The sequence below is a fragment of the Oxyplasma meridianum genome, from assembly GCF_038024865.1.
GTDB classification, from domain to species: domain Archaea; phylum Thermoplasmatota; class Thermoplasmata; order Thermoplasmatales; family Thermoplasmataceae; genus Oxyplasma; species Oxyplasma meridianum.
On sequence record NZ_CP133772.1, the window covers coordinates 1,348,603 to 1,374,295 of the forward strand.

Here is a 25,693-nt window from a genome sequence, read left to right on the forward strand (position 1 = left end):
AGAGACATCCTGCTTCTCGGTTTCCCCTTAAATGGGCACCTCTTCAAAATTATTTAGAATTAATTGTATGATCTCGCCATACTTACCCATCTTCTATTTTCAACTTTCATTTTCGTTTTAAGTATTGTCAGTTCAACTCATGTGATAACACGCGAAACACGCATTTGGACAGAATCATATTCTTTTTTCATGATATTCTTTATAATATGAAAAGCTTAGAAGTGTGTAGGTATTCGCTTTACATAGTTTGACGAACATAGATAAAAATAATAGCCATTCGTCATTATATAAATTACTTTGATACCTTCTCTTCCATGTTCATCTTTTATTTTCAGGTATGTGTCTCTAAATGAATCCGGAACGGTATAGAGAAATGACATATGCGTTTATACTTGTGTCAATACTATTTACATGTTTTTATTGAATGTGGCTGAAATAAAGGACTGGAAAACAACATAGAGATTAAGTGCAAATAAGATAGAATTCATATGGAGAGCTTAAACCCCAGGTTCAGTCGAATAAAGCAACATGCGTTAGTCAGAGGTACTTTAGGTTCATTAATATAGTGAAATTCTCCATTGTGCTATTTTGACCTTAAAGGCTGTAGAGAGATCATGGGTAGAAATTAGGTAAATTTTGACATTGCCTCATTGTTCATTGTTGTGACTGTGATCTGACTGATGATTTGGATGATCCAGTTTGGGAAGTTTTCCTGATTTGAAATTTTCAACCGCCTCTTCTATGCCCATACCTGCAGCTATATAGAGATCTCCTTTCCCCTCCAGGAATTCAAACGCATGTGAACCTATGCCTGATACGATGATTGTTGAAGCCCCCCTGTCAAGTGCCGATCTCAACATCCATATCCCCCTTGCAGAAGGTGCGGTGAGTGCAGGATTTTCGTATTGTTCAATTATAGATATTGAAGGTTCTGTTTCATAAATGCGAACCATTTCAGCCTCCCCGGGACCACTTACAATTCCACCGGTTTCCGGTAATGCAATTTTCATAACCCTTAATGCCAATGTGGTACAATATTGTTACCCAAAAATTTTTTCAAGGAAATTGTAAAAAATTCCATATAAATATGATCACCTGTGGGATGTTTCTGCCGATAACATGATGGAAGTAAACATATAATTATGTGGAAACCGTACCTGTAGCATGGCAGATAACAACGTAACTATAAGCAAAGGACTTGAAGGAATATACATAGCAAATACCACACTTTGCCAGATAGACGGTGCGCATGGCAAGCTCTGGTACAGAGGATACCCCATTGAAACCCTTGCGGATAAATCGAATTACGAAGAGGTTGCATACCTTCTCCTTTACGGCAATCTTCCAAAAAAGAAAGACCTTGAGACTTTTAGAAAGAAGCTGATTTCGGAAAGAGAAGTTCCCGAATCGATTGCAGACATAATTAGGACATTTACTGGGAGGATGCACCCCAACGATGTTCTCAGGACATGTGTCTCAGCTCTTCCCGCTTTTGATGTGGATATGAATGACAAGAGCGTAGAAGCAAATCTGGAGAGGGCAATAAAGCTCACGGCCAAACTTCCAACCATAGTGGCGATGATTGGCAGATACAAAAGAGGAAAACCGTTTTTAGCACCATCGTCAACCCTTTCACACGCAGCTAATTTCCTTTACATGCTCAACGGAGTAGAACCTGACAGCGAATCGGCAAAACTTATGGATCTGATGTTTATGCTCCATGCAGAGCATGGAAGCAATGCCTCCACATTTTCAACTCTTGTTACGGGATCAACACTTGCCGATGTCTACGCCTCAGTTGTTGCAGGCATATCAACGCTCAGAGGACCTCTGCATGGTGGAGCAGATGAAGCTGCCCTGAACATGATGAGAGCAATTGGAAATCCGGAAAACACAGAAACATATATTGAGGATGCACTGGCTGGGAAGCAGAGAATAATGGGCTTCGGTCACAGAGTTTACAAAGCTTACGATCCAAGGGCCAAAATTGTTTACAACTATCTCAAAACATTCATGACAAAGACCACAGATCCCACCATTGAGAGATTGCTGGAAATTGCCCTGAGATCGGAGAAGCTAATGGAGGAAAAACTGAGCAAAACAAAAGGGATATGGCCGAATATTGATTTCTTCTCAGGTCCATTATACACTGCGGTAAACATACCATCTGATCTGTTTACTCCTGTCTTCGCCGCAGCAAGAGTGGTGGGCTGGACTGCACATCTTTTTGAATACTGGCAGAACAACAGGCTTTTCAGGCCTCTTGACAATTACACTGGAAAACTAGATATAGAATATGTGCCAATAGATAAGAGATGAAGTTGTAAAAATAACTTCTCTTTTTCGTTTTTCCACAAATTTTTGGGATATATATTATTCTGCGAATATCAGAACCCCATGTCGGGATCTCCACAGTGGAAGTATATTGCTGTTTTCATGTGATCCCTATTCCGGTATCCATAGGCCATCTTCTGGATTGTTGCTTTCTTAGATCCAATGCCTTCTGCTATTGCGTTTGTGATGTGAAGTGTGAAATATGAAAGTATTCCCTAGAGATAGTTCGTCATCATCTTTGCTACCCTCTTCACTGGTGTAAGCCTGGAATGCAATGCCCGCTGATACCATTTATTCCAGAATGATCTCACCTCCTCTTGAGTGCTTGAATTCCAGAAGTCCCTTAGATTCTCCTTAATGGCATATTCCCTTGCTGTTTTAAGATGATATTTCTTTAGATCTTCATATCTTTCTCTGTATCTTTCAGGTAAATTTTCTTAAGAATATATCCATATGTATCTTGTCTTCTTCAGTATATACTTTGCATCTGCAATCCTGGACTCAGATCTTCTAACGTCATCAACCGCTGAATTCATGTGTTTCATTATGTGGAATCAATACCATCTTTGATTCAGCATCTGTGTCATGTAATTTTGTAGATGCTACAAGTTGATGTTAAATATCCATGGATACTCATCTCATATCAAGCGCTTTGTCACAAATGCTTTTGTAATATAGATCAAGGGATTTCTGTTTCCTGTCAAATTCCACATGATCCACTCCGGATCTGTCGATATCATATATAACCGTGATATAGCGAAGATACTTCCCATATGATTTTTCATCTATTCCCATGCTTTCATGTATGGATAAATTTCTTTCAATACACCAATCCACAGATCTCTTCATGATCCCATGTGCCTGATTCCATGTGAACCAGAGGATAGTTGCAGAGTTCTTGATGTCCATGTTTTTCATGATATATACAAGGGTAAAACGTGTTGAAAACCGGGAATGCTTCGCCCACCGTGGAGGTGTTGCCTGAAGCTTTCCATGATCAGTTCATTTCACTCTGGGTATATGGTCATGAATGCATACATGATATACTCCACTGTCCAGATCCCTACATACTCTCTCCTTCATATGATCAAAGATGCAGTATTCTTTACTGCAGATATGACGCTGCCATCTGCAGTTTTCCTCATGGTCAAGATGGGCATCTATTCTAAGGTTATTTGGAGTGAGGGTGATCTTTGAGAGAAAATACGGTATGGTGGTTGATTATAGGTCTTCTATCAATTTTTTTTAGTACATGAAAATGCAATGGAATACCCATTACTATTCTATCACAAATATTGTAGGGTGAGTTTTTTATTAAAAATAATTAATCGTAGCCGCAGCCACACTGTATGGCGTCTATTTCCCTCTGGTGCTCTGCCCCACACATTGAACATTCATACTTTCCTTTTTCCAGAACCTTCACCCCCTTCATTGTCAAAATAAACCATGGGATGTTTATAAAATTTACGATTCAAATATTCGTCAATTGACTTTCTTTTTTCCATAATTTACAAGCAGACACTGCATTTCAATGGATTGTAAGGTTTTCAATGCATTCCTGAAATATATTGTGTGTTGTTAAGTCAGACTTTAAATCCGGTTTTAAATTAAGTGGTTACACGGCGATTTTAACCGCAAGGCCTATTAACCAAATTATTCCATTGATCTATCCAATACATATTGTTGTTTCAACAACAGAACGCCTTATTTATCCAGAAAAAATTTAAGATATTTGGAAGAAAGAACTTTAGTAATGGAATTTGCCTGAAAATACAACATTACCAAAACATTGAGTGCTGAAAAGGTTAAGCATGGCGTTAAACCTCCCTTATAAATGAAACATAGAGTTTATAATTTATATACATTTTACATTCTGTGGAAATAACTCCCGTAGTTTCATATGCAGACTTAAAAACACACCCATGCTTCTTTACCCGAAATGTTCTATTTTCTAGACGAAGATAATCTCACAGTCAATGCCGTTTTCACCCTGATACCTGAAACTTACAGAATTTTTCCTCATACATCATTGCAGATTGCCCTTGCCAGCTGCACCCTTTTACGAATACTATGAGTTGCATCATACCCTGAAGCAACGTATGTGGGGCATACAATTTCACAGAAACCGCAATTTATGCACCTTTCAGTTTCAATTATGACCCTGTCCATGATCAATTTGTTTCTGGGTGCTTCTTTGATTCCATTTTCCAAGAGAATCATAGAATTATGCATATAAAACTATTTCATCTTTTCATAAGTCCAGCCAATAAGAATGCTGGTTTAAAGGTCAGCGTTATGTGGTATATGCCCTATGAATCAGAGAACCCTCAGAAAATGGGTAGTAAAAGTTTTTTACTCTAATATTGACAAGGTATTTTTCTGCCTGTGAAACCGCAAGTGGATGAAGCACCTTTGCACCTTCCAGTGAAAGTTTTTCAGCCTGATCATAAGTGATATCCCTAAGAATAGAGCATGAACTGCTGCTTTTCGGATCACCGCTCATTATACCGTCAACATCTTTCCACAGAATGAGGTTGACTGATCCAACGCATGATGCCACGATAGAGGCTGTATAATCGCTGCCATCCCTTCCAAGAAGGGTGGTTTCACCTTTATCGTTTCTCCCAATGTATCCTGTGACAACTGGAATTTTACCATCAAAAACAGCTTCTGTCAGTGGCCTCCTGATATTTCCTGCTGTTTCCTCCATTGATACAGTTCCGTTAAGATGCCCCCCTCTGGTTATTATTCCCAGAGAGTCTGCAAAGTACTTTTCTGCAGGCAGACCCTTCTGCCTCAGAGCTGCAGCCACCAGAAGCACAGAAATTTTCTCACCGAAGCTCTGAAGAAAAGCCGAATGCTTTTCAATATTTGCTGGGTCTTCTGTTATGGTCAAAACATATAATTTTATCAGGTCAAGGCATGAACTCAGGCCTTCTTCAAATTCTGCCAGATGTGGACCGGTAAGTAATGAACGCGCAATTGCCATATGCCTTTCTGAAAGGAAATTGGAAAGTCCTCTCACATCTATGTTTCCCCCATCACAATAAATAAAACTCCTGATGGTATCCGTAACGCTTTTGAAAGCACTCATAACGACAATACAGTTCTTTTCTCCCCATATTATGTCAAGAACTCTTGAAAGATTTTCTGCGTCTGCGAGGCAGGATCCGCCGAATTTCATCACCCTTATGTCCCCAGATTCCATTTCAGACCATCCCCCGTTTAAACATAAGTTCTGCATTTAGCACTGAACCTCCAGCGGCCCCCCTTATGGTGTTGTGGGAGAGTGTGACATATCTTATCACCTTTCCAGATATCTTTAATCTTCCCACTGTTGCTGCCATGCCTCTGGCACGAACCGGATAGCCAGCCATAGAATCCAGATAAGGCTGAGGGCGGTTTTCTTCCTTCCTCAGTATTAAAGGCTTTTCAGGAGCAGAAGGAAGATTTATCTCCTGAGGATGGGATCTGAAGTTCATGAATGCTTCCGATACCTCTTCAACGGTAACTTCCTCATGGATTGTTACACTAACAACCTCAAGATGGGAATCTCTCACCGGCACTCGGACACATGTGGGGTTAACCTTTACATCTGAATTCTTTATCCTGCCAGATTCCAGCGATCCAAACATTTTTGGTATTTCCTTTTCCATCTTTTCTTCTTCATCCCTGATATATGGAATGATATTGTCCATTATGTCCATTGAAGGTATTCCTGGATAACCTGCTCCACTCGCCGCCTGGAATGTGGTTACATTTACATCCCTCATCCCATACTTTAACAGGGGCTTAAGGGAAAGTGCCAGACCTATGGAACTGCAGTTACCGTTCGCCACAATATAGCCATCCTTTTCTGTTACAATGTCAAGAAATTCGCTGTTTACCTCTGGGACCACAAGCGGTACATCATCCCTCATCCTGTTTGCCGAAGCGTTGGTAAATACTGGGATACTGTGTGATGCCAGTTCCAGTTCGGCTTCCATTGCGAGATCATTTGGAAGGGCACTGAACACGATATCCGGGTCAATTCTTTTTACCTTTTCAATATCCAGCTGGTTTATTGTTTCGCTGAGAAGATCGGATTGAGGTATACAGTAATCGGGTAGTTTCAGTACATCCGAAAGTTTCTTTCCGTCACTTGCCCATCCGCCAAATAGACCGATGACATTGAAATACGGATGATTGGATAGCATCTGGCAGAATCTCTGGCCAACAAGTCCACTTGCACCCAATATAACGGCATTCCTCTTTTCCATCACACCACCGCCTTACTCATCCCGTACAACAGAGAGAAATTTGCATATTCGTAAGCGTACTGCAGATATCCAATTGACAGCATGAGACAGGTTTCCGATTATGCCGGATTATTTAGAAATTAGCTGCTATTATATTCCCTGCAGTAATTTCTTTTATGCAAAATAAATATTTATATTTCAATCACGCTGCGATGTGCATTACACCCTTTTAAGGAAACTATATTTATGGCATGGAGATGAACTGACACTGTCATCTTTTAGATTATATCTTCTAGTTTTTCGGAGACCTTAAGGAATGGAATAAGGGAATCGATTACTGCCTTCCCTTTCTGGGTAAGTGAATAGGTAACGCTATCCCTGCTTTCTGTTCGAACTATAAGCTTCATGCTTTCCAGATCTTTCAGGCGTTTAGAGATTATTGTTGAACTTGAATGTGGAATACTCCTAAGTATTTCGTTGAAATTTTTCCTCAACCCTTCATGTTCAAGAATTGCCAGGATAAGCATGGTATACTTTTTACCTATCTGCGAGAAAATGGGAAGTGCCGGATCTATGCATATGATGCCATCTTCGCTTCTGATCATGCATATGTCCCCCCTTTTCTTTGTCCTTTCCCTCTCCCTTTCTTCAATATTCATGTTTGTTATTCCAGTACTGGATATATAGCTAAATCCCTTTTCATTTTTTTGGTAGATGATCAGTTATGAAAAAATAATGGTCTGATTCAGGTCAGGTAAACTTTTCTTTAGTTTCTGGTATATATAAGATTTTATGATTGAGTTCCATGGCATCAAAAAAAGTAACACTGCGTGTGTTTGGAATGACCTGCGATGACTGCGTGAGAACGGTAAGCCAAGGGCTTAAGGAAGCAGGGGCTTGGGAGATTTCTGTGTCACTGAAAGATGGCACTGCATCTGCTTTAGTTGACGAAAACAAAATAAAGCCTGATGATCTTTCCAGGATACCGGTTTTCGGCGAAAAATCACACTACAAGGCACAGGTTAGAAAGGTGGAGTGATCTTGAGAAGTGAATATGATCTCATAATCCTCGGAAGGGGAGCCGCAGCTTTCTCAGCCGCAATCAAAGCCAGTGAGTTAACATCCGGACAGGCGACAATAGCCATGATAGGTTATGGTCCACTTGGGGGAACCTGCGTGAACGTTGGATGCGTTCCGTCCAAGTATCTTATAGAGGCGGCCAAAGTAGCACATATACAGTCTCATCCCAGATATCCCGGAATTGAACCTCAGAGAAATTCCATAAATTTCAGGGAACTTATGGAGTCTCTTCGCGGGGCGGTTAGAGAAGAGAGAATCTCCAAGTATGAGAATGTCGTGAAATCTTATGGGAATATTGATTTATATGATGGTAAAGCTCAATTTGTGGACAACAAAACCATAATTGTAAAGAACAATCAACACACTGAAAAACTGAAAGGGTATAACTTTATAATTGCAACCGGTTCTTCCGCAAAAATACCAAAAATACAGGGTCTCGAAGAAACGGGATACATAACAAGCAATACAGTCTGGGATCTTAACAATCTTCCCAAAAATCTGGCAATACTGGGGGGAGGTTTTATAGGGCTTGAAATAGGGCAATCGCTGCAGAGACTTGGCACAGATGTTACCGTCATAAAGGAGCATAACTCAGTTGCCCCGGGAATTGAGGAGGAGATAGGGGAGAGACTCATGGAGATACTGGCGTCTGAAGGGATTGTTTTCATGAATGGCAGAAAGGTACTTAGAGTCTATTCCCGCAATGGAAAAAAAGTAGTTGAAATGCAGTCTGATCTGGGAAAAGAAGAGGTAGAGGCAGATGAAATACTCGTTTCATCTGGAAGAACGCCAAATGTGGCAGATATTGGCCTTGAAAAGGCTGGAGTCCAGTACTCAGAGAAAGGTATATCTGCAGATGAAACAATGAAAACATCAAACCCACTTATCTATGCCGCCGGGGATGTTGTTGATCAGAGATACAAACTGGAGACGCTTGCAGCCAGTGAGGGTTCCATAGCCGCCTACAACATATACTCAGGCAATGAAAAGAGAGTAAAACTGCAACTGGTTCCATGGGCTGTTTTTACGGAACCACAGATCGCATCCGTGGGATTATCTGAATCACAGTATAACGCAACAGGAAGAAAGGCAAACACAAGAGTTGTTCCACTTGATCTCATACCAAAGGCGAGAATACTCAGGGAGGATCATGGTGTTTTCAAGATCGTGGTCGACTCTGAAACTGAGAAGGTAGTGGGTGTTCATGCCCTTTCCCCCTATGCTGCTGAATTCATAATTGAAGGTGTCTACGCTATAAAATATGGCCTTACATTCAGGGACCTGGTTGAAAATAGCCATATATTCCCAACAGTAGCCGAAGGTATAAAACTTACAGCCCAGTCGTTCACAAGAGACCTTTCAAAGATGAGCTGCTGCATGGAGTAAGTATGACGTTTTTTATGGGCATTTTTCCATTTAATGGGAAAGACTTTTTTTCCCGGAAGTGAATGATATAGAAGGAAACGGATTAAATGATAGAGTGCATAATGCTAAACCTAGTAAATTGAACAATTGCAAGGAGTGTTAAACTAAACTTTCCCAAGGCAAATCCATGATAGAGACAGGTAAACTCCTCAGCAGGAAAAGATTAAAAAGATAAACATACGAAAAAATAAGAAGTAAAATACCGTTACAACCATCTGATACTTTCTGGACCGCAATACTTCATCTAGGTAATTGAAACCATGGGAGTTTACGACCATTGATACATGGGAAATCTGTCAAAATATGATATGAAACCTTTTCCATAATAGGTTAATCTGGAATAACCTTAGAATCGATATAACGTTTTTATTGCGGATTATTATTCCATTGAGTGGAGAAATCCCAGAACATCTCGTCAATAAGAAATTTTGCAGATCCGTATATACAAATTTCTGGATCAACCACCATACTGAAAATAGCTGAAGGTTGGAATAACAGCATTTACCAGATTGGCGACGAATATCTGGTGAAAACTCCGCTGAACCATAAAGGTGAAGACCAGATGATCCTTGAGATAAGGGTCTCCAGATTTTTGCAGGGAAAAATTTCAGCTCCCATTCCATCTTTTTTGCATTACGGCAAAATGGATGATGGAAATTTTGCCGCTCTGTACAGAAAAATTGATGGTGTTAACATTACAAATAAAGAATACGGAAGGCAGGAGGATAGAATTAAGCCTGACTGCCTGGAAAAAGATGAAAAATTGAAGTTTTTCAGAAGCATCTCTGAAATTTCCATAGAAATAATGTCGATTTCCAATGAAGGTATGCCTGAAGTTGCCATAAGAGACGGAAAAACCATCATAAAACATTACATGGACATGCTCAGACTTGCCCGTGAGAATATTTTTAATCTTATTGACCGAAATTCAGAAAGTCGGATTGAGGAATATTTTGGGAATACCCTGAAGCCCGAAGTATTCAATTTTAACCCATGTTTCATTCACGGTGACCTTGGGGGGTGGAACATACTTTATGACAGGCAAGCAATGAAAATTTCAGGTCTGCTTGACTGGGGTAACGCATCCCTATCAGATTTTGCCCTGGATTATTCAGAACTCGTATACGATTATGGTGATGAATTTTCAGCTGTTTTCATGGATTATATGAAACAAAAAGGGATTAAACATGACCCTGGCTTTTTGAAAAGATCAGCTTTCTATGTGAACATAGCAGGAATCATAGATGCATTATACGGAATTGAAACCGGTAATAATGCATATATAAAGCATGGTCTGGAAGAGATTGAAATGATATTTTAGGTCTGAAGCATTGTAACTCTTCACCTTGTCAGATTTTTACTTGGGCCGGGGAATCTTTTTAAAACATTATAAAATGGCAAACCATGAAAGCCATGATGTTGAACAGGACTGGTCCTGCCAGCTCAAACCCACTAAAACTGGAGGATGTGGAAAAACCTGTTCCAAAAGCAGGAGAAGTACTGGTAAGGGTGATTTCAGTGGGAGTTTGCAGATCGAACCTGCACATGATAGAGGGAGACTGGCTGCATGATGGAGTTCCATCAAAGTTGCCCATAATTCCGGGGCACGAAATCATAGGTGAGATAGCAGATCTGGGTGATGGAGTGAATTGGCTGAAAAAAGGACAGAAAGTTGGAATACAGCCCCTCTGGTCCACATGCGGGAGATGTGAATACTGTCTCACTGGAAGAGAAAACCTTTGCCCTCACAAGGAGATCACAGGAGAGACTCTTGACGGTGGCTACGCTGAATATATGCTTGGAAACGCCATGCACGTATATCCAATACCTCAGGGAATTGATCCGGATCTTTCGTCTCCCCTGTTCTGTCCAGGCGTTACTGCTTACAGGGCAGTTAAAAGATCTGATCTTGGCCCTGGTAAAACCGCATATGTCATGGGTATAGGAGGCGTGGGCCATGTGGTTGTTCAGATAGCAAAACTTACAGGTTCTAGGGTTGTTGCAATCTCTACACGAGAGGAACACAGTGAACTTGCTTACGAAAGTGGTGCAGATGACGTGCTCAATCCGGGAGTTAAGTATGACAGGCTGGGAGATCATGTAAGAAAGGCAGATTCGGTCATTGTTTTCTCTCCAAACCAGGACGCAATAAATGCCGCTTCAAAATTGGTCAAGGCAGGAGGAAACATTGTACTTGGGGTTCATGGTGGCATGGATCGGATCAGTTTTGTTGATGAAATTCAGATTAGGGGGAGCGTTATTGGCCCAAGAAGCGATATGTATTCCGTGCTTGACCTAGCTTCTCATGGAAAGATCAGGATACATTCCACAAAATACAGGCTTTCTGAGGCAAATGAGGTGATCAACCTTTTGAAAAAAAAAGAAATAAAGGGTCGTGCTGTTCTTATCCCTTAATATTTTTTCCAGCTTTATTTTTTTTTATATAAATGGTTCTTCCCAAATTTTTGTGGATGTATATATTTCCTATATATCTAATTCAAATGTCATTTCTCTACAATATGAATCCCACCTAATGACTTGAGATAGTTTTCATGTTACAAGGAGATTTTAGTTTTAATTCTTAAAAACACAACTTAAATTATAGATGACGCATGTTAGCCACACATTTAATAGCAATGACTTTCCATATTATGAGAATAAGGAGAAGCAACCACTATTTTTTCTCATATTTACTGAGAAGCACCAACCAGATCAACGTTTATGAAAAACTGAAATATGAAGCCATGCTGAGAAATATGGATTGAGAATTATTCTATCCACAATATTGTAGGATGAACCATATAAGTTTAATCCCTAAATTTTATATTTCCGGATTTGCATGCTGCGGCTTTTGTTTTAACAAAGTTTAACAAAATATTTATGAATGAGCAGGATTTAAGTAGAAAAGTACGGTGAATTAATATGACGAAATTTGTTTTAGTTGGAGATACAACTTTAAGTTATGAATACAGAAATTTTCCATTACTGGATTTTCTTCCCTGCGCACCCAGCAGAGCCGTACCGGGAAGCATATACAGATTCCTTAAGGGACCGGCACCTCCTGCCCTTCCAAGCGGTGAAGCAGTATTTGCTCCATACGCATTGAGAAAACTTGAGGCGGCCCTTCTTAGAAGATATCCCAGAAAGGATGTTGTGGTTGCACACGAGGACTACCTTGAGAGGTTCGTTGATGAAGAGACAGAAATAATAGGAGTCACAACGATGGATCCACTTGGTGTTGGCCCAACAACAATGTCCTACTATGCCCTCTTCGGGGGGGAGATGAGCGCCTGGGTAAGAAGAGAATGGGATGCTCTAATTGAGAGAATAAACCGTGTAAGGGAAGGAAAAAAGGCAAAACTTATTGTTGGTGGCCCGGGAGTCTGGGAATTCACCCTGCTCAGGGATGAAATAGATAAATACAGGTTTGATTACATATTCCAGGGTGAAGCTGACGATATTGCTGATTTGCTTTTCGAGCAGATATCTGAGGACAGCATTGACCCTCAGCTTTTCTACCGTGGTTACATGACATATGACGACCATTTCAGGAAGGTACTGAAAAAGGACGATATGTTTCTCGCAAGAGGAATTACAAAACAGGCGTATCCCAGACTTGAGGACATACCTGAGATAGTCAACCCAGCGATGAAAGGTATGGTTGAGGTTATGAGGGGGTGCGGTGTTGGATGTGATTTCTGTGAGGTTACACTGAGGCCCTTGAGATACAATTCAGTTGAGAGAATAGTCAATGAAGTGAAGGTTAACCAGAGAGCGGGCATAACAAACGGCTGGCTTCACTCTGATGAGATCTTCGCTTACAAGCATGGTCCTATGTACGCTCCCAATGAAGAGGCTCTCAGCGAGATGTTCACTGCAGTAATGAATGTACCTGGCATAAAGACTGCCAACCCTACCCATGGAAGGGTTTCAATACCTGCCGGTTTCCCTGACATGATAGCTAAATTCTCAAAGATCCTGAAGGCCGGGCCAAGGAACTGGATCGGTATACAGACGGGTGTTGAAACTGGAAGTGACGAACTTGCAAAAAGGCACATGCCCAACAAAACAATGCCGCTAAAGATAGGTCCTGACGGATCATGGGAGCAGATTGTGTGGCAGGGTGTTTACGTACAGACAAGAAATTACTGGAGGCCTGCATTCACCATACAGGTTGGGCAGGAAGGAGAGACGGTGCAGGATGAATGGGACACCATTGCCATGATTAACAGGCTGAGCAATTCCTATGTTGATGGGAGACCATTCGAATTTACGGTTACCCCACTCGTGAATGTGCCACTGGGAAGGATTAAATCAAGGAGCCTCAACAAGGATCTTCTGACAACTGAGCAGCTTGCCGTTTACTACGCCTCATACAGGCATCTTGCCAAAATGTCGGCAAGAGACGGCTACAGGGACAGCACTGGAAACTTTATTTCAAGGCTTGGAACTGGCACGATAATATCGTCCGGGGGGTTTGCCATGATGAAATTTGTTGAATCAGTGGCAAAGAAGAAAGGCGTTGACATAGAAAAGGTAAAGAAATTTGGACTTGAGAACAGGAGCGAGTTTACTTCACTTGCCTCCATGAGCAGCGCCTGATCCGGTATTTTTCACCATTTACTCATTTTTTTGCCGGAGTGAAAAACTAATATTTTATTACCAATACACTTTACTGTTGATTGTTAAGAATTCTGAACCACTGGATTTTTCATATACCCCTTCAAAGCTTCCTTTCCGTGAAAAGGAACTTGCAGATATAAGGAAGATACTCATAGATCCAATAAAATCAGGAGTATACACCAACCTGGTCATATACGGAGATTCCGGCACGGGAAAAACTGTGTCAGTGAAGTTCCTCATCAGGGAGGAAAAGAACCCGCTGATGATCTATGAGAATGCCCTTTCTTTCGGCAGCCTGAAGATACTTCTCCTTGATGTTATAAACAGACTTGGAGGCATAACTGCAAACAGATCTCTCCCGTATAAGGATATTTTCAGAATCATTAAGAAGAGTCTTGAGACCAGGAGAACTGGACTTGTGCTTGTCATAGATGAGGCTGTTAACATACTGAGGAACGACAGTGAAGGTTTCTATAATCTTCTCAGGGCACGTGAACTTTACTCTGTTCCGGTATCTACTGTGATGATCTCCATAGACAATCCACTTATGTATATGACCAGGGATGACAGGAGATCGGTTGGCATATTTTCCAGCCTCAGGTTCCAGAGGTACAACCAGGATGAACTTTACGGTATTATAGAGGAAAGATCAAGGCTTTCACTTGTAGAGACTTCATACACTCCGGATATTCTCTACTTCATCTCCGAGATAGCACAGCAGTTTGGGAGCGGCAGGGTGGCCATAGAGCTTCTCCAGAAGTCTGCGTACATATCGGAATACAGGAAGTCTGATATGCTTGAGAATGAGGATGTAAGGGCTGCCAAGGCCCTCATAAACCCCTATATAACGGAGAGCAAGCTTGCTGAACTTGACATTGACGAACTTGTTGTACTTCTTTCCATATGCAGGTGCCTCATGAATGAAACAGAGACACAGGTAAGCTCAATAATACTTCAGACAGATTCTTTCTGCGAGCAGTATGAGATGAAGAAGATGGATTCCTCCAAGATCTACCGAATTGTGAAGAAACTTGAAACAATAGGGATCATTGATGGCAGGATCGTGGGAAATGGTGACAGAAAGGGCGTATCAAAGCTCATAGGCATAAGTGATGTTCCTGTTGCTGTATTGAAGGAGAAGATAGAGAAGATCATTGAAAATATTCTCTGATGTCCCTCTGTACACAGAGTGGAGATGATGCCTGGACAAGGTAGTCAAAGCTTTCGAATGCCCTTTTCATATACTTAATGTAGAATTTCCTGTCTATGCCAGCCTCATCCGGCTGCAGGTTGAGAATTCCCCTCTTCCTGTCTGCAACTGAAACAGGAATCCTCTCTCCTGGATTCACCTCTATGCCGGATCTGATCAATATGTCAAGAGCTTGCTTCTGGATGGTCTTTACACTGTACTCCTCCCTTCTCCGTGTTATCTTGAAATTTATCCTGTAGTTTTCAATATCATCCTGAGAGAAGTTCCTTATCCTCTCCATGTATGAGTTCTCCAGATCCCTGAGGTCCAGTCTTTTTGAATATATGTCTGCAGGGTTCATACACTGACTGAACAGCCTGAGGGCATCCTTCTGGAACTGCTTTACAATATTTGGTATGTCATTTCTCCTCAACTCTATTCCCCGAACCTTGAATGTTCCGTCGTGCCTCAGCCCCATGTATCTGTTCAGAGCACCAATTCCACTCCTGGAAGGGAGAAATACTATCCACCTGTAATACCCATCCAGCACTATCCCTATTCCTGTTTCACTCTCTATCTCCCTGATCAGTTTGTCAACATCGCCATCTCCCATAATCCACATGGAATCAACTATGCCATGTATTACTCGGAACCCCATCCTGTGTGCAATTCCTATGGAGCATGCAAGTATATCCCTGCCCAGCGATGTTATGGCTTCATGCACCTCAATCTTCCCGAATTTTGCGTTTTTATATCCGGTATATCCAAATGAGGTCAGAAGCATCCATTTAAGTGCAGTGTCTCTTGCTGCATAGACAGGATTTTTCCATTTTATGCCCTTGTAGAAAAGCCTTGTTTCAAGGAGATGCTGCAGGGATTCTGAAAGGAATCCCCTGTTGCCGCCATGTGAAAATTCACCAACGACTGGCCTTTTTGAACCGGTTACTGTTTCCGGTGAGAGATTGTAATTGACCATTATGCTGGGATACATTGATGAAAAGTCAATTTCATAGACATTGCAATACAGCCCCGGATCAGGCTGCAGAACAAGACCACCCCTGTCACGATCCAGAATATCCCACACACTCTTCCACTCTTCATGATCATTTTTGTAAAGTGGTATGAGTATGCCCCTACCTATTGCATGGGAAACTTCCATTGAGGACACCGCTGTGCCAGGCGTTACAACCGCCGTGTATTCCAGCGGAAGTGATGACATGCGGGACATTGCATATGATCCCTCCATTCCGCTCTCCCGAAGAATGAATGAATCCATATCCATGCACATCTTCCCATCTATCCTGATCCATGGGCCTTTATAGTGCACCTGCCCATATGACTGATATACACTCATCTTTCCTGCATGAACCCCTTTTATGTATAGACCTGAGTTTGAAAGTTCCTCCAGCATGGATGTGAATGAGTTGCCCCTGTTTCCATATATTATGAATCTGGAATTCCTTATGGCTTCGTATGCTGTCTCCAACCCGGATCTATGAGGTTTTACAACATCTCCGTCAATGACAATATGCTTCAGGCCTCCGGATGAGTATACGGGAACAATTGACACCCACGGGATCTCAACGTCCATGTCTTCCGGATTTTCAAGATTAAAGAAATTAAGGGACTTTTCAGACATGATCCTCAGAACAGGGTTTATGTCTCCGTTGTAGATGGAATACTTCCTTCCCATCCCTATAGTATCTATGGCCCTGGTTATCTCAGGAACCATGGATGGATTGAGGCTTATCCTTAAACCGTCCAGGTATCCATAAACGTCCCTCATTCTTTCCCTGCTGTAGCTTACCCAGTGGACTCTGTCAAGCTGGTTTGCAAGGAAATCCACATCATATGGAGTACCATGGACAAATATCCATGTTCTGTTCCTGAATGATTCAAATCTTACATTTCTTCCGTCGTAATTCCATATTGTTATTGTGTCAAGGCCCGTGCCGTTGATGATTACCTTCATGGTTTATTCTCTGATTCTAGTTTTTTAAGACGGTTCAAGATCTCAATTATGGAAAATAGAAGAATGCCGATTTCAACGTCTTCCCCGGCGTAGGATATCTCCGGAGAATGCCTCCTTCCTGATCTGATTATCTCCTCCAGCTTTTCAGAATCATCATGGCACATGATCTTCTCCATTGATCTGTACCTTTTCTCAACCATGTCCATTATCTGCCTTGCAGTCAGTGCAGTTCGCCCCATCTGAATATCCCCTCCGTATGTGCCTTTCTTCCGGCAACCTTTGTGCTTCCCATGTAAAGTTCATGTATGTCCCTTTCTCCGATTATGTTCATGTCTATCCTGCATCCCCTGTAGTATGTCTTTATCCTGAGTATATCCAATATGCTCTGCAGTATGGAAGCTTTCCAATCAGATATTGAATGGGACGTGACAGCGATAAAGTATGGATAATCATCGGATTCCATGAGTATTCTCTGAAGCTGATATGATGTGAGAATTCTCTGGATACGCATTGATTCAAGTGTCTCAGGCATGAATGCAGCCCTGAAATCCACCACTATGCCATCTGATATGAGAAGGTGAAAAACCGTATCATCGATTTCCTGCATGCGGAAACGATCCACATTACCGGGATGGAAACTTTCAGTCCTGTATATTCTCAGTGAACCATGCACCCATAAATATTCAGGTATTGTTGTAAAGCCTTTCGGGCGGCTTTAAAAGTGAGAAAATGAGATATCAGCCCATGGAATGTGTGTCAGAGATCATGTCTCTACATCCTGCCCACTGTTTCCACGCGTTTTCCATATCCCTCTGATCTGGAGTTTATCTTCAGTACTTTGTTGAGCTTGAATGCTGCCCTTATGACCCCCAGGTGAGTTATTGCCTGTGGGAAATTGCCCAGAAGGACTCCAGTATCCAGATCGGCTTCTTCCGCAAACAGGCATAAATGGTTACCTTTCTCAAGCAGTGAATCGAAGATGTCCTTGGCTTCCTGTACCCTGTTCATCATGACCAGATCCTCCACATACCAGAATGAGAGGAGAAGGAATGCATTGTCCCGTCCTTTGAGCCCGTCATCCTCAAGGTATCTCCTGAAAAGGTGATCCGGAGTCATAAGATCCTTCTCTATCTTTTCTATAGTTCCCTTAATGCGATAATCGTCCACCGGAAGAAAATTGAAAAGAGGCATCCTAAGAAGTGCAGAATCTGTCTGGTCACTGCCATAATACTGGCTGAAGGCGTTTATCTCAGGGTTGAAGCCTTTCTCAAGTATATCCTGTTTTATCTTGTCGGAAAAGAACTCCCATTTCCTGTAAGGTCCGCTGAAACCCAGATCCTTTCCCATCTCAATTGCCCTGCTAAAAGCGGCCCATGCAACAAGTTTAGAATATACATAATGGCGTGGCTCAGTCCTGAATTCCCATATGCTTGAGTCAGGTTTCTGCCACATATCGGCAAGTGTGTCAAGAGTCTCTCCCACAAAGTTCCAGAGGTATGAATTGATTATGCCTCCTACCCTGTTCAGGGCATATATTGCATTTATGATGGAACCGTACTGGTCGATCTGGAGCTGTGAGGATGCCTTGTTTCCTATACGTACTGGCCTTGACCCCATATAACCTTCCATGTCCAGTATCTTTTCGTCAAGGCCTAGGTCATTGTTTATTGTATATATGGTGCGGATCATGCCGTCCTTCTCAATGATCTCCATCATATCATAAAGGAATTTTGTTGCTTCCCTCTTGTAACCCAGCAGCGCCAGTGACTCAATGACATATGCCGTGTCCCTTACCCATGTGAATCTGTAGTCCCAGTTCCTCTCACCACCAACGCATTCTGGAAGGCTGGCGGTTGGAGCAGCAACCATAAGTCCGGTAGGCTCATAAAAAAGGCCCTTAAGGGTCAGCGCTGACCTCATTACCTCGCTATCATAAACACCCTTGTAAATACTCTTTGAAGACCATGTATGCCAGTAATCGGATGTCTCCTCCAGCCTTTCATATGATTTGTAATCCTCCACATCGTTGAGATGTTTTATGCCATATATGGTGAGAAACCACTCTGATCTCCTTTTGGGAAGCAGGAAAGTTGTGGACACCATACCTCCATCCAGGTCTAGAGGGATATCAGAAACAATGCCAAAGCTGGCTTCAGGACTGATGAAAACATAACCTGATTTCCTCTTTGACACACTATAGTTTACAGTGCCGTAGTTGAAAACAGGTTTCATCTTAAGTTCCACAGACACATCATCAGACTGGGTCTCCACAAGTCTATGAATCTCTGGAAAACTTATTGTTGTGTAATCTGTTGCCGGGAGGAAATCAGTTACCTTCAGGATTGTTTTTTCATTCTTCACAAACTCAGTTACAAGTATGTTTGTAAACTCCTTATAATACTGTGATACATAAACATCTTCAGTACTGGATGGCATTATTGAAAAATATCCACCTTTGTTCCTGTCCAGAATGGAGGAGAAGATTGGAGGGGAACTGAAATTTGGAAAGCAAGCCCAGTCAATGGTACCGTCCATGCCGACAAGTGCCGCAGTCCTGTTGTTTGCAATCATCCCATGATCTGAAATTCTGATATAGCCATTAACTTTAACATCTTGGATCTTCTTCAACCCTTTGAAACTCATAACAATACCAATAAGAGGCAAGTGATGTATCAATAATAAATATTTACAGAGAAATTCCTGCATGGGAAAAGTTTGCAAACAATTTTGAGGACGAAGGTCGATGATCTTGTCATGTAGATGGGGTGGGGACATTTACAAAGTCGCATTGTATGTTTATCTTTTATATTGAAGTAAAATAACTAAATAAGAAACTAAATAAGATCTATAGGAACTACTATATTCAGTTGCCAGTACCATGCCTAAGTGGCAGAGTAAAATTGATCACTTCTGGCAACGCAGATAACTTCTAATCTGGGCTTGACCAGAACAGATGCCAGAGAAGCGCCCACCATGAAGTGGCATGGTATCTAAATTTTTTTCGCAAAGGTATTTATCCCAATACCCGATCGTTTCATTGGTGAGTCTGAATAGAAGTCAACGCTGAAAGAATGATAGTGAACCTTAACGGGCAGGAGGTATCTGTTGTCATAGGCCCCGGAACCATGCATCACATAGTTTCAGAAGCTGACCGTTATAGCCACGTTGTGCTCATGATAAGCAAAACTGTTGACGATCTATATTCAGACAAGATTCCTAAACTTACATCCCTCAGAGGAGAGCTGACAAGGATAGTTCTCACGGACGGTGAAAATCTGAAGAATATAAGAAACTACCAGAAGATAATTGGCGTCCTGATTGAGAGGGGAGTTGAAAGAGATTCCCTTATCATATATATCGGAGGGGGAACTGTAGGTGATCTTGCCGGTTATGTTGCTTCCACATACAAGAGGGGGACAGATTTTCTTGCTGTTCCTACAACACTGCTTTCCCAGGTGGACAGCTCTATAGGGGGCAAGAATGGGATAAACTTCTCCGGCGTCAAGAATGTTATAGGAACATTCTACAATCCCGGCACAATAATAATTGACACTGATTTTCTTAAGGGTGACGATACACTGAAGATCAGGGATGGCATATGTGAAATGATAAAATACGGTATCATAAAGGATGAGACCATACTGAGGGTACTTGCCAAATATGATGACATAAAATCACTGGCATCCGGTGATGACCTTATCAAGCTCATATCAAAGAGTGTAAAGATAAAAAGTGAGATATCAAACAGAGATTTCTTCGACAAAACAGGAGAGAGAAGCGTACTGAATTTTGGCCACACCATTGGACATTCCATAGAGTCTGCCACAAAGAACAGAATAAGCCATGGGCCGGCCGTTGCCACTGGAATGCTGGTGGAAACATACATAGGCGAGAGAATGGGAATCACAAAGCCTGAGATAAGGGAGGAGATCAGGAACCAGATGAACAGGTTTTCCATTAAGCAGATCTCCCTGAGGGAAGTTGGCATAGACAACATGATGGAATACCTGAAGAATGACAAGAAGATGTCACAGGGTTCAATAAGTATGTCCATTCCTGAGGATTTCGGGACCCACCAGAATGTAAAGCTTACCCCTGAAAATCTCAGGAGCCACCTCAGGAGTTTCATGGAAACTTTTGATACAGTGACGGGAACGCGATAAAATGAAATTTTTTGGACTGATTGGGAGGCCGGTTGGCCAGTCAACTGGACAGTTTATCTTCAACAGAATTTTCTCGTCAAAGGGATATGATTCAATATATATTTCAATGGATATTGCAAAGGAGAATCTGCAGCGGTTCGCACAATTTGCAAGTGAAACCATGTCCGGGTTCAATGTTACTATGCCCCACAAGGTGGATATAATCAAACTGCTGGACAGTTATGATCCAGTGGTAACTTCAACCCTCTCATGCAATACAGTTGTGAACAGTGAAGGAAATCTAAATGGATATAACACAGACTATTCTGGATTCCTGAAGTCCATTGTATCACTAAAGAATGAAATTAATGGAAAGAGGATCCTCATAGCCGGAACAGGAGGCATATTCAGATCTGTCTGTACAGCACTTTTTTCTGAGTTCAGACCTGAAAGTGTCACTGCACTCTCCAGGAATCCTGAAGCGGCTGAGATGAAACTTTCCTCCCTCCCATGGTTAAACAGGATCAGGATATCCAACTATGAAAACATTGACGAAGAATATCATGTGATCATAAACTGTTCACCGGTTGGAATGTATCCGGATGTACTTTCTATGCCCTTCAGTGAATCAATGGTTTTAAGGTCTGAAACTGTCATAGACACGGTTTACAATCCATACGAGACTGCACTTATAAAGACCGGGGCCAGGAATGGGAAGAGATGTATCACAGGGCTTGATCTATACATATACCAGGCAGTGGAAAGCCTTAAGATCCTGACAGGTATTGCCTCCACGTACAGTGAGGTCAGGGGTCTTGTGGAAGAAGCCTGGAAATCAAGAGAATTTGGAAAAAATTGAAGTTACCGTCAACGGCGGTCTTTCCGTTATGTCAGCTTTCTTCAACGGCAGAGGGGCTGCTGTTGCCATGGATCTTCCCATGGTAACCACCGTATGGGAAGCGGGCAAATCTCAAACCAACACTGTTATACAGAAAACCCTTGAATTCATAGATAAGAGATACAGAACAGGCATGGATTACTCAGTATCCATAAAAAGTATGATACCCATGGAAAATGGCATGAAGAGCAGCAGTGCCATGACACTGTCCATCATATATGCCCTTTCTGTTATCAATAAACTTAATCTTGAAGAGAAATGCCTTCTCAGAACAGTGGCGGAAGCATCGATTTACAATGGCACTTCTGTCACAGGTGCACTTGATGATATATGCGCCTGTTACTTCGGTGGGTTCTGCCTGACAGACAATACCTCAATGGAAATAATTGAAAGAAGGCCGGTTGATAACGACCCTGTGCTGGTTTCCTATTCATTGAATGGAAGGAAGAGCGGCGATATTGATATCTCTTCATTTGCCCTGTACAGGAAAAGGTCACTGGAAATAGAGAGGCACATACAGAGAGGGGACATATATGGGGCAATGGTCTATAACGGAACTATAATATCTGCCATTAACGGTGCCAATATGGAAAAAGTCTCTTATTTCCTGAAACATGGAGCAACCCATAGTGCACAGAACGGCAAAGGACCTGCAGTTTTTGCAATATTTGCAGATCTGGACGAAATGGATTCAGCTTACAGGGACTTCAATGAATCATCCCAGGGGTGGGGCATAATAAAAAGTTCCCTGACAAATAAGGGGCTGACTTCAAGGAGGGTAGAGGCATGAGGATACTGGGAAGGGGACCCGATATTTCCGGGACTGTTTCTGTGCCTTCTTCCAAGAGTTTCTCCCAGAGATGCATACTCTATGCTGGGTTTTCTGAAACAGAGGCAAGAATTGGACCGCTTGCATTCTCAAATGACGAGAATATTGCAATAGATATCATAAGAAACTGCGGCCTCAATCTGGTTATATCCGGAAGGTATATTGAGATTTCAGGAAAATTTAGCTGCCCTCCCCTTATCAATGTGGGCGAATCTGGAACTTCATACCGCATTTCCCTGGGGCTGCTTGCTGCAAAAGGCTGCAGGACAGAGATAACTGGCAATGCTCTCCTGGCCGCAAGGCCCATAAGGCCGCTGGTTGAGAGTCTGGAAAGATGCGGTGCAAGGTTTGAATTCAAACTGGATGGTTTTCCCGTAATAGATTCAGAGGGGGCTAATATTGAGAACTGCGCCATTGACGGGTCTCTGAGTTCCCAGTATGTCACTTCAGTTGTCATGGCATCTTCTCTCAAGGCAGACAGATCACATATACATGTCCTTGGAAAATCTGTCTCACCGGACTATCTCAAGATCACCGAGGAAACTCTTGATCAGTTCGGGGTTATTGCCAGAAGGGATGGTGACTATTACACTGTAACAAGAAAACCAAAATCGGAGAAGCTTTATATTGAAATTGAGGGGGACTTTTCCTCTGCTGCAGTAATGCTGGTCTTAGGCGTTATTGGGTCTGATGGTGGAATCATAGTAAGGGGACTTAACAGGAAGAGCACACAGGGTGATTCTGTCATAGTGAAGATACTTTCTGATGCCGGATCCATGATAAGCTGGGAATCCGACCAGGATGGGGATTACATAATCTGCAGAAAATCAGAACTGAAAAAGATAACTGTAGACGCAGATCTGTATCCCGATCTAGCAATAGGCCTTTCAATACTGGGTATATTCTCTTCTGGTGGGGTGGAAATAAAGAATCCTGGAAGGCTCCGCCAGAAGGAGAGTGATCGTCTTGATGCCATTGTCAGGATGGCCCAGAGATATGGATCGCATATACTTCTCAGTGATGATTCCTTGGAAATCCGCCCTGGAAAGGAAATAAAACCTCTGAATATAACAGTAGAAAGCAAGGATCACAGGATTATAATGGCCGAAGTATGCGCAATGATATTATCCGGAAGTACAGGATCTATTAAATTCCATCATGAGGTATCCAAGAGTTTTCCTGATTTCTTCTGGGAGCTTGAAAAACTCTCAGTGGATATAAAACCCTGAAGAATTTTTATTATGCATTTATAGAGAAAGTTAGCAAAACTGTTTATATACTTTGAAAATAAACCATTATGTTGCTTTTTGAAGATTACAGAGCGAAAATAACTGATGACATAAAGACAGTATATGCTGATCTGGATCCATCAGATGTGGGGTTTGACAGAACCGGCCATGCCGATTTTGCCTTCAGGACATTTCGTGTTGCCAAGTCAACGGGAAATAAGGGGGAGGAGATATTTTCCAAAGTCTCATCTGTTCTTTCAGGAAAAAACTATATTGAAAGCGTTTCACTGGAGGGCCCATACATAAATATAAGGATCAATCCATCGACAATTCTCAGAGATCTTGATGAAAGCGTGGAGATCAAGGGACAGTTTCCGGATACTTTCCAGGATCCTGAAAGAGTCTCGGTGGAGCACACCAGCACCAACCCCACAGGCCCCTTACATGTTGGCAGAATAAGAAATACCCTCCTAGGGGATTCCATAGCCAGAATTCTGGCAAGATATGGGTACAGGGTCACAACGCAGTATTTTGTCAATGATTCCGGCAGGCAGATAATGGCCCTCTATGAAGCCTACAGAAGATACAGTTCCGGAAAGAAGCCTGACATGGAGACGATTCTATGGGGATATCAGAGGATATATGCTGAGATGGATAAGGACCCAACAATAGAGAATGATATCAGGAATCTTATGAACAGCTACGAGAACGGAGATTTGGAACTAATGGACAAGATCAAGGCAATTGCATCTGTTGCGCTTGACAACATAAATAGATCCCTGAAAAGCCTTGATGTGAAGATTGACGATTATACATGGGAATCTGATTTCATAAGATCTGGAGAACTGGCAGAAATAATAGAATCCTTTTCTGAATTTTTGAAGGATGAGGATAGTGCCAAATACATCCTGAATCCAGATGAGGAAAAGATATTTTTGATAAGGGGAAATGGCACTTCCCTTTATTTTACAAGAGATATTGCATACCATAAATACAAGGCAAGAACATACGACTGGATCATAGATATCCTTGGCGAGGACCATAAGGGGCATGCCAAGAATCTTCAGTTTGTTCTCAAGGATCTTATGGATCTCCCCAATCGCATAGATTTCGTTTTCAATGCATACGTTTCACTGGAAACTGGAAAAATGTCAACAAGGAAGGGCAATGCAGTTACAGTGGATGAACTGCTGGAACGCACAAAGGAGGAAGCCCTGAAGATTGTGTCTGAAAAGAGACCTGATCTCCCCAGGGAGAAACTTGAGAGCATATCCAGATCAGTGGCTAAGTCTTCCATAAGATTCAATATTATCAGGATAAATGCCAGCAAGCAGGTTGTATTCAAGTGGTCAGAAGCCCTCAATTTTGAAGGTGATTCTGCACCATACATAATGTATTCTTATGCCAGATCCTGCGGTATCCTTAAACATGCAGGGAATGCGAAGCCGAACTATGAAAATATTGTACCTCAGGAGAGGGATTTAATAGTAACAATGTACCAGTACCCTTACAGGATAATTGAGGCAAAGGATTCACTGAGACCTGATATCATTGCAAATTACACGCTGGATCTGGTCAAGAAGTTCAATGAATTCTATCGGGAATGCCCTGTTTCAGGCTCTGATGAAAAAACAATGGGAAAACGCATCAGAATGGTACAGATTTACAAAAATATAATAGAAGATATTTCTAAAATACTTGGTATAGAGTTGCTGGAGGAGATGTAATCTCCCC

Annotated in this window: 24 protein-coding genes and 1 pseudogene; 14 read left to right on the plus strand and 11 right to left on the minus strand. The window is 41.9% G+C overall.

The features are described from left to right. Positions 1 to 647: 647 nt before the first annotated feature. Positions 648 to 1,025 carry a NifB/NifX family molybdenum-iron cluster-binding protein gene (locus tag OXIME_RS07085; RefSeq protein WP_393971147.1) on the minus strand — a complete coding sequence of 126 codons (378 nt, stop codon included), beginning with the start codon at positions 1,023 to 1,025 and terminating at the stop codon, positions 648 to 650. Between the two features lie 139 nt (positions 1,026 to 1,164). Between OXIME_RS07085 and OXIME_RS07090 the strand changes: the two genes are divergently transcribed. Further along, complete coding sequence (locus tag OXIME_RS07090; protein WP_393971148.1) at positions 1,165 to 2,319, plus strand: citrate/2-methylcitrate synthase; 1,155 nt, start codon at positions 1,165 to 1,167, stop codon at positions 2,317 to 2,319. Positions 2,320 to 2,387: 68 nt separating this feature from the next. Here OXIME_RS07090 and OXIME_RS07095 read toward each other — a convergent pair. Both OXIME_RS07095 and OXIME_RS07100 read right to left on the minus strand, forming a co-directional pair. After that, positions 2,388 to 2,879 (minus strand): annotated as a pseudogene (locus OXIME_RS07095) (transposase). An 88-nt stretch (positions 2,880 to 2,967) separates the two neighbouring features. After that, entirely contained in the window at positions 2,968 to 3,243 is a 276-nt protein-coding gene (locus OXIME_RS07100; RefSeq protein WP_393970714.1) for a hypothetical protein, read from the minus strand. A 117-nt stretch (positions 3,244 to 3,360) separates the two neighbouring features. Here OXIME_RS07100 and OXIME_RS07105 point away from each other — a divergent pair, with 117 nt between their 5' ends. Beyond that, positions 3,361 to 3,531 carry a hypothetical protein gene (locus tag OXIME_RS07105; RefSeq protein WP_393971149.1) on the plus strand — a complete coding sequence of 57 codons (171 nt, stop codon included), beginning with the start codon at positions 3,361 to 3,363 and terminating at the stop codon, positions 3,529 to 3,531. Between the two features lie 822 nt (positions 3,532 to 4,353). On the opposite strand, the gene OXIME_RS07110 is transcribed toward OXIME_RS07105, so the two are convergent. The 4 genes from OXIME_RS07110 to OXIME_RS07125 all read right to left on the minus strand — a co-directional run bounded on the left by OXIME_RS07110 (position 4,354) and on the right by OXIME_RS07125 (position 7,231). Then, the gene (locus OXIME_RS07110) at positions 4,354 to 4,545 is read right to left on the minus strand and encodes a 4Fe-4S binding protein (RefSeq protein ID WP_393971150.1); all 192 of its coding nucleotides are present in this window, start codon (positions 4,543 to 4,545) and stop codon (positions 4,354 to 4,356) included. Positions 4,546 to 4,627: 82 nt separating this feature from the next. Further along, positions 4,628 to 5,542, minus strand: a complete 915-nt coding sequence (locus tag OXIME_RS07115) for a hypothetical protein (RefSeq protein ID WP_393971151.1) — start codon at positions 5,540 to 5,542, stop codon at positions 4,628 to 4,630. A 1-nt stretch (position 5,543) separates the two neighbouring features. After that, positions 5,544 to 6,593 (minus strand): aspartate-semialdehyde dehydrogenase, encoded by a 1,050-nt coding sequence (asd, locus tag OXIME_RS07120; protein ID WP_393971152.1) that lies wholly within the window; start codon positions 6,591 to 6,593, stop codon positions 5,544 to 5,546. Positions 6,594 to 6,850: 257 nt separating this feature from the next. Further along, the gene (locus OXIME_RS07125; protein ID WP_393971153.1) at positions 6,851 to 7,231 is read right to left on the minus strand and encodes a winged helix-turn-helix transcriptional regulator; all 381 of its coding nucleotides are present in this window, start codon (positions 7,229 to 7,231) and stop codon (positions 6,851 to 6,853) included. A 146-nt stretch (positions 7,232 to 7,377) separates the two neighbouring features. Between OXIME_RS07125 and OXIME_RS07130 the strand changes: the two genes are divergently transcribed. The 7 genes from OXIME_RS07130 to OXIME_RS07160 all read left to right on the plus strand — a co-directional run bounded on the left by OXIME_RS07130 (position 7,378) and on the right by OXIME_RS07160 (position 14,871). Further along, entirely contained in the window at positions 7,378 to 7,611 is a 234-nt protein-coding gene (locus tag OXIME_RS07130) for a heavy-metal-associated domain-containing protein (protein ID WP_393971154.1), read from the plus strand. Then, positions 7,608 to 9,038, plus strand: a complete 1,431-nt coding sequence (gene merA / locus OXIME_RS07135; protein WP_393971155.1) for a mercury(II) reductase — start codon at positions 7,608 to 7,610, stop codon at positions 9,036 to 9,038. Before OXIME_RS07130 ends, merA begins: the two co-directional genes overlap by 4 nt. A 430-nt stretch (positions 9,039 to 9,468) precedes the next feature. Beyond that, the gene (locus OXIME_RS07140) at positions 9,469 to 10,398 is read left to right on the plus strand and encodes a phosphotransferase family protein (RefSeq protein WP_393971156.1); all 930 of its coding nucleotides are present in this window, start codon (positions 9,469 to 9,471) and stop codon (positions 10,396 to 10,398) included. A gap of 92 nt (positions 10,399 to 10,490) precedes the next feature. Next, the gene (locus OXIME_RS07145) at positions 10,491 to 11,492 is read left to right on the plus strand and encodes an alcohol dehydrogenase catalytic domain-containing protein (protein ID WP_393971157.1); all 1,002 of its coding nucleotides are present in this window, start codon (positions 10,491 to 10,493) and stop codon (positions 11,490 to 11,492) included. Between the two features lie 197 nt (positions 11,493 to 11,689). Then, on the plus strand, positions 11,690 to 11,842 hold the full coding sequence (locus OXIME_RS07150) for a hypothetical protein (protein ID WP_393971158.1): 153 nt from the start codon (positions 11,690 to 11,692) through the stop codon (positions 11,840 to 11,842). 157 nt (positions 11,843 to 11,999) lie between these two features. Beyond that, positions 12,000 to 13,679: a B12-binding domain-containing radical SAM protein gene (locus tag OXIME_RS07155; protein ID WP_393971159.1), complete on the plus strand. Its 1,680-nt coding sequence runs from the start codon at positions 12,000 to 12,002 to the stop codon at positions 13,677 to 13,679. Positions 13,680 to 13,755: 76 nt separating this feature from the next. Then, complete coding sequence (locus tag OXIME_RS07160) at positions 13,756 to 14,871, plus strand: Cdc6/Cdc18 family protein (RefSeq protein ID WP_393971160.1); 1,116 nt, start codon at positions 13,756 to 13,758, stop codon at positions 14,869 to 14,871. Here the strand turns inward: OXIME_RS07160 and OXIME_RS07165 are convergent. The 4 genes from OXIME_RS07165 to OXIME_RS07180 form a co-directional block, all read right to left on the minus strand. Continuing rightward, the gene (locus OXIME_RS07165) at positions 14,852 to 16,861 is read right to left on the minus strand and encodes a type B DNA-directed DNA polymerase (RefSeq protein WP_393971161.1); all 2,010 of its coding nucleotides are present in this window, start codon (positions 16,859 to 16,861) and stop codon (positions 14,852 to 14,854) included. The two genes, OXIME_RS07160 and OXIME_RS07165, sit on opposite strands and share 20 nt — an antisense overlap. Further along, entirely contained in the window at positions 16,858 to 17,100 is a 243-nt protein-coding gene (locus OXIME_RS07170) for a hypothetical protein (protein WP_393971162.1), read from the minus strand. The genes OXIME_RS07165 and OXIME_RS07170 overlap by 4 nt, the downstream gene beginning before the upstream one ends. Beyond that, complete coding sequence (locus OXIME_RS07175; protein ID WP_393971163.1) at positions 17,082 to 17,534, minus strand: hypothetical protein; 453 nt, start codon at positions 17,532 to 17,534, stop codon at positions 17,082 to 17,084. The genes OXIME_RS07170 and OXIME_RS07175 overlap by 19 nt, the downstream gene beginning before the upstream one ends. A gap of 98 nt (positions 17,535 to 17,632) precedes the next feature. Beyond that, positions 17,633 to 19,504, minus strand: a complete 1,872-nt coding sequence (locus OXIME_RS07180; protein WP_393971164.1) for a glycoside hydrolase family 15 protein — start codon at positions 19,502 to 19,504, stop codon at positions 17,633 to 17,635. 428 nt (positions 19,505 to 19,932) lie between these two features. Between OXIME_RS07180 and aroB the strand changes: the two genes are divergently transcribed. The 5 genes from aroB (at position 19,933) to argS (ending at position 25,686) form a co-directional block, all read left to right on the plus strand. Next, the gene (aroB, locus tag OXIME_RS07185) at positions 19,933 to 21,024 is read left to right on the plus strand and encodes a 3-dehydroquinate synthase (protein WP_393971165.1); all 1,092 of its coding nucleotides are present in this window, start codon (positions 19,933 to 19,935) and stop codon (positions 21,022 to 21,024) included. Position 21,025: 1 nt separating this feature from the next. Then, on the plus strand, positions 21,026 to 21,862 hold the full coding sequence (locus OXIME_RS07190; RefSeq protein WP_393971166.1) for a shikimate dehydrogenase family protein: 837 nt from the start codon (positions 21,026 to 21,028) through the stop codon (positions 21,860 to 21,862). Beyond that, positions 21,849 to 22,691: a shikimate kinase gene (locus tag OXIME_RS07195; protein WP_393971167.1), complete on the plus strand. Its 843-nt coding sequence runs from the start codon at positions 21,849 to 21,851 to the stop codon at positions 22,689 to 22,691. Before OXIME_RS07190 ends, OXIME_RS07195 begins: the two co-directional genes overlap by 14 nt. Further along, entirely contained in the window at positions 22,688 to 23,959 is a 1,272-nt protein-coding gene (locus OXIME_RS07200) for a 3-phosphoshikimate 1-carboxyvinyltransferase (protein WP_393971168.1), read from the plus strand. The genes OXIME_RS07195 and OXIME_RS07200 overlap by 4 nt, the downstream gene beginning before the upstream one ends. Before the next feature lie 68 nt (positions 23,960 to 24,027). Then, complete coding sequence (gene argS / locus OXIME_RS07205) at positions 24,028 to 25,686, plus strand: arginine--tRNA ligase (protein WP_393971169.1); 1,659 nt, start codon at positions 24,028 to 24,030, stop codon at positions 25,684 to 25,686. Positions 25,687 to 25,693: the final 7 nt, after the last annotated feature.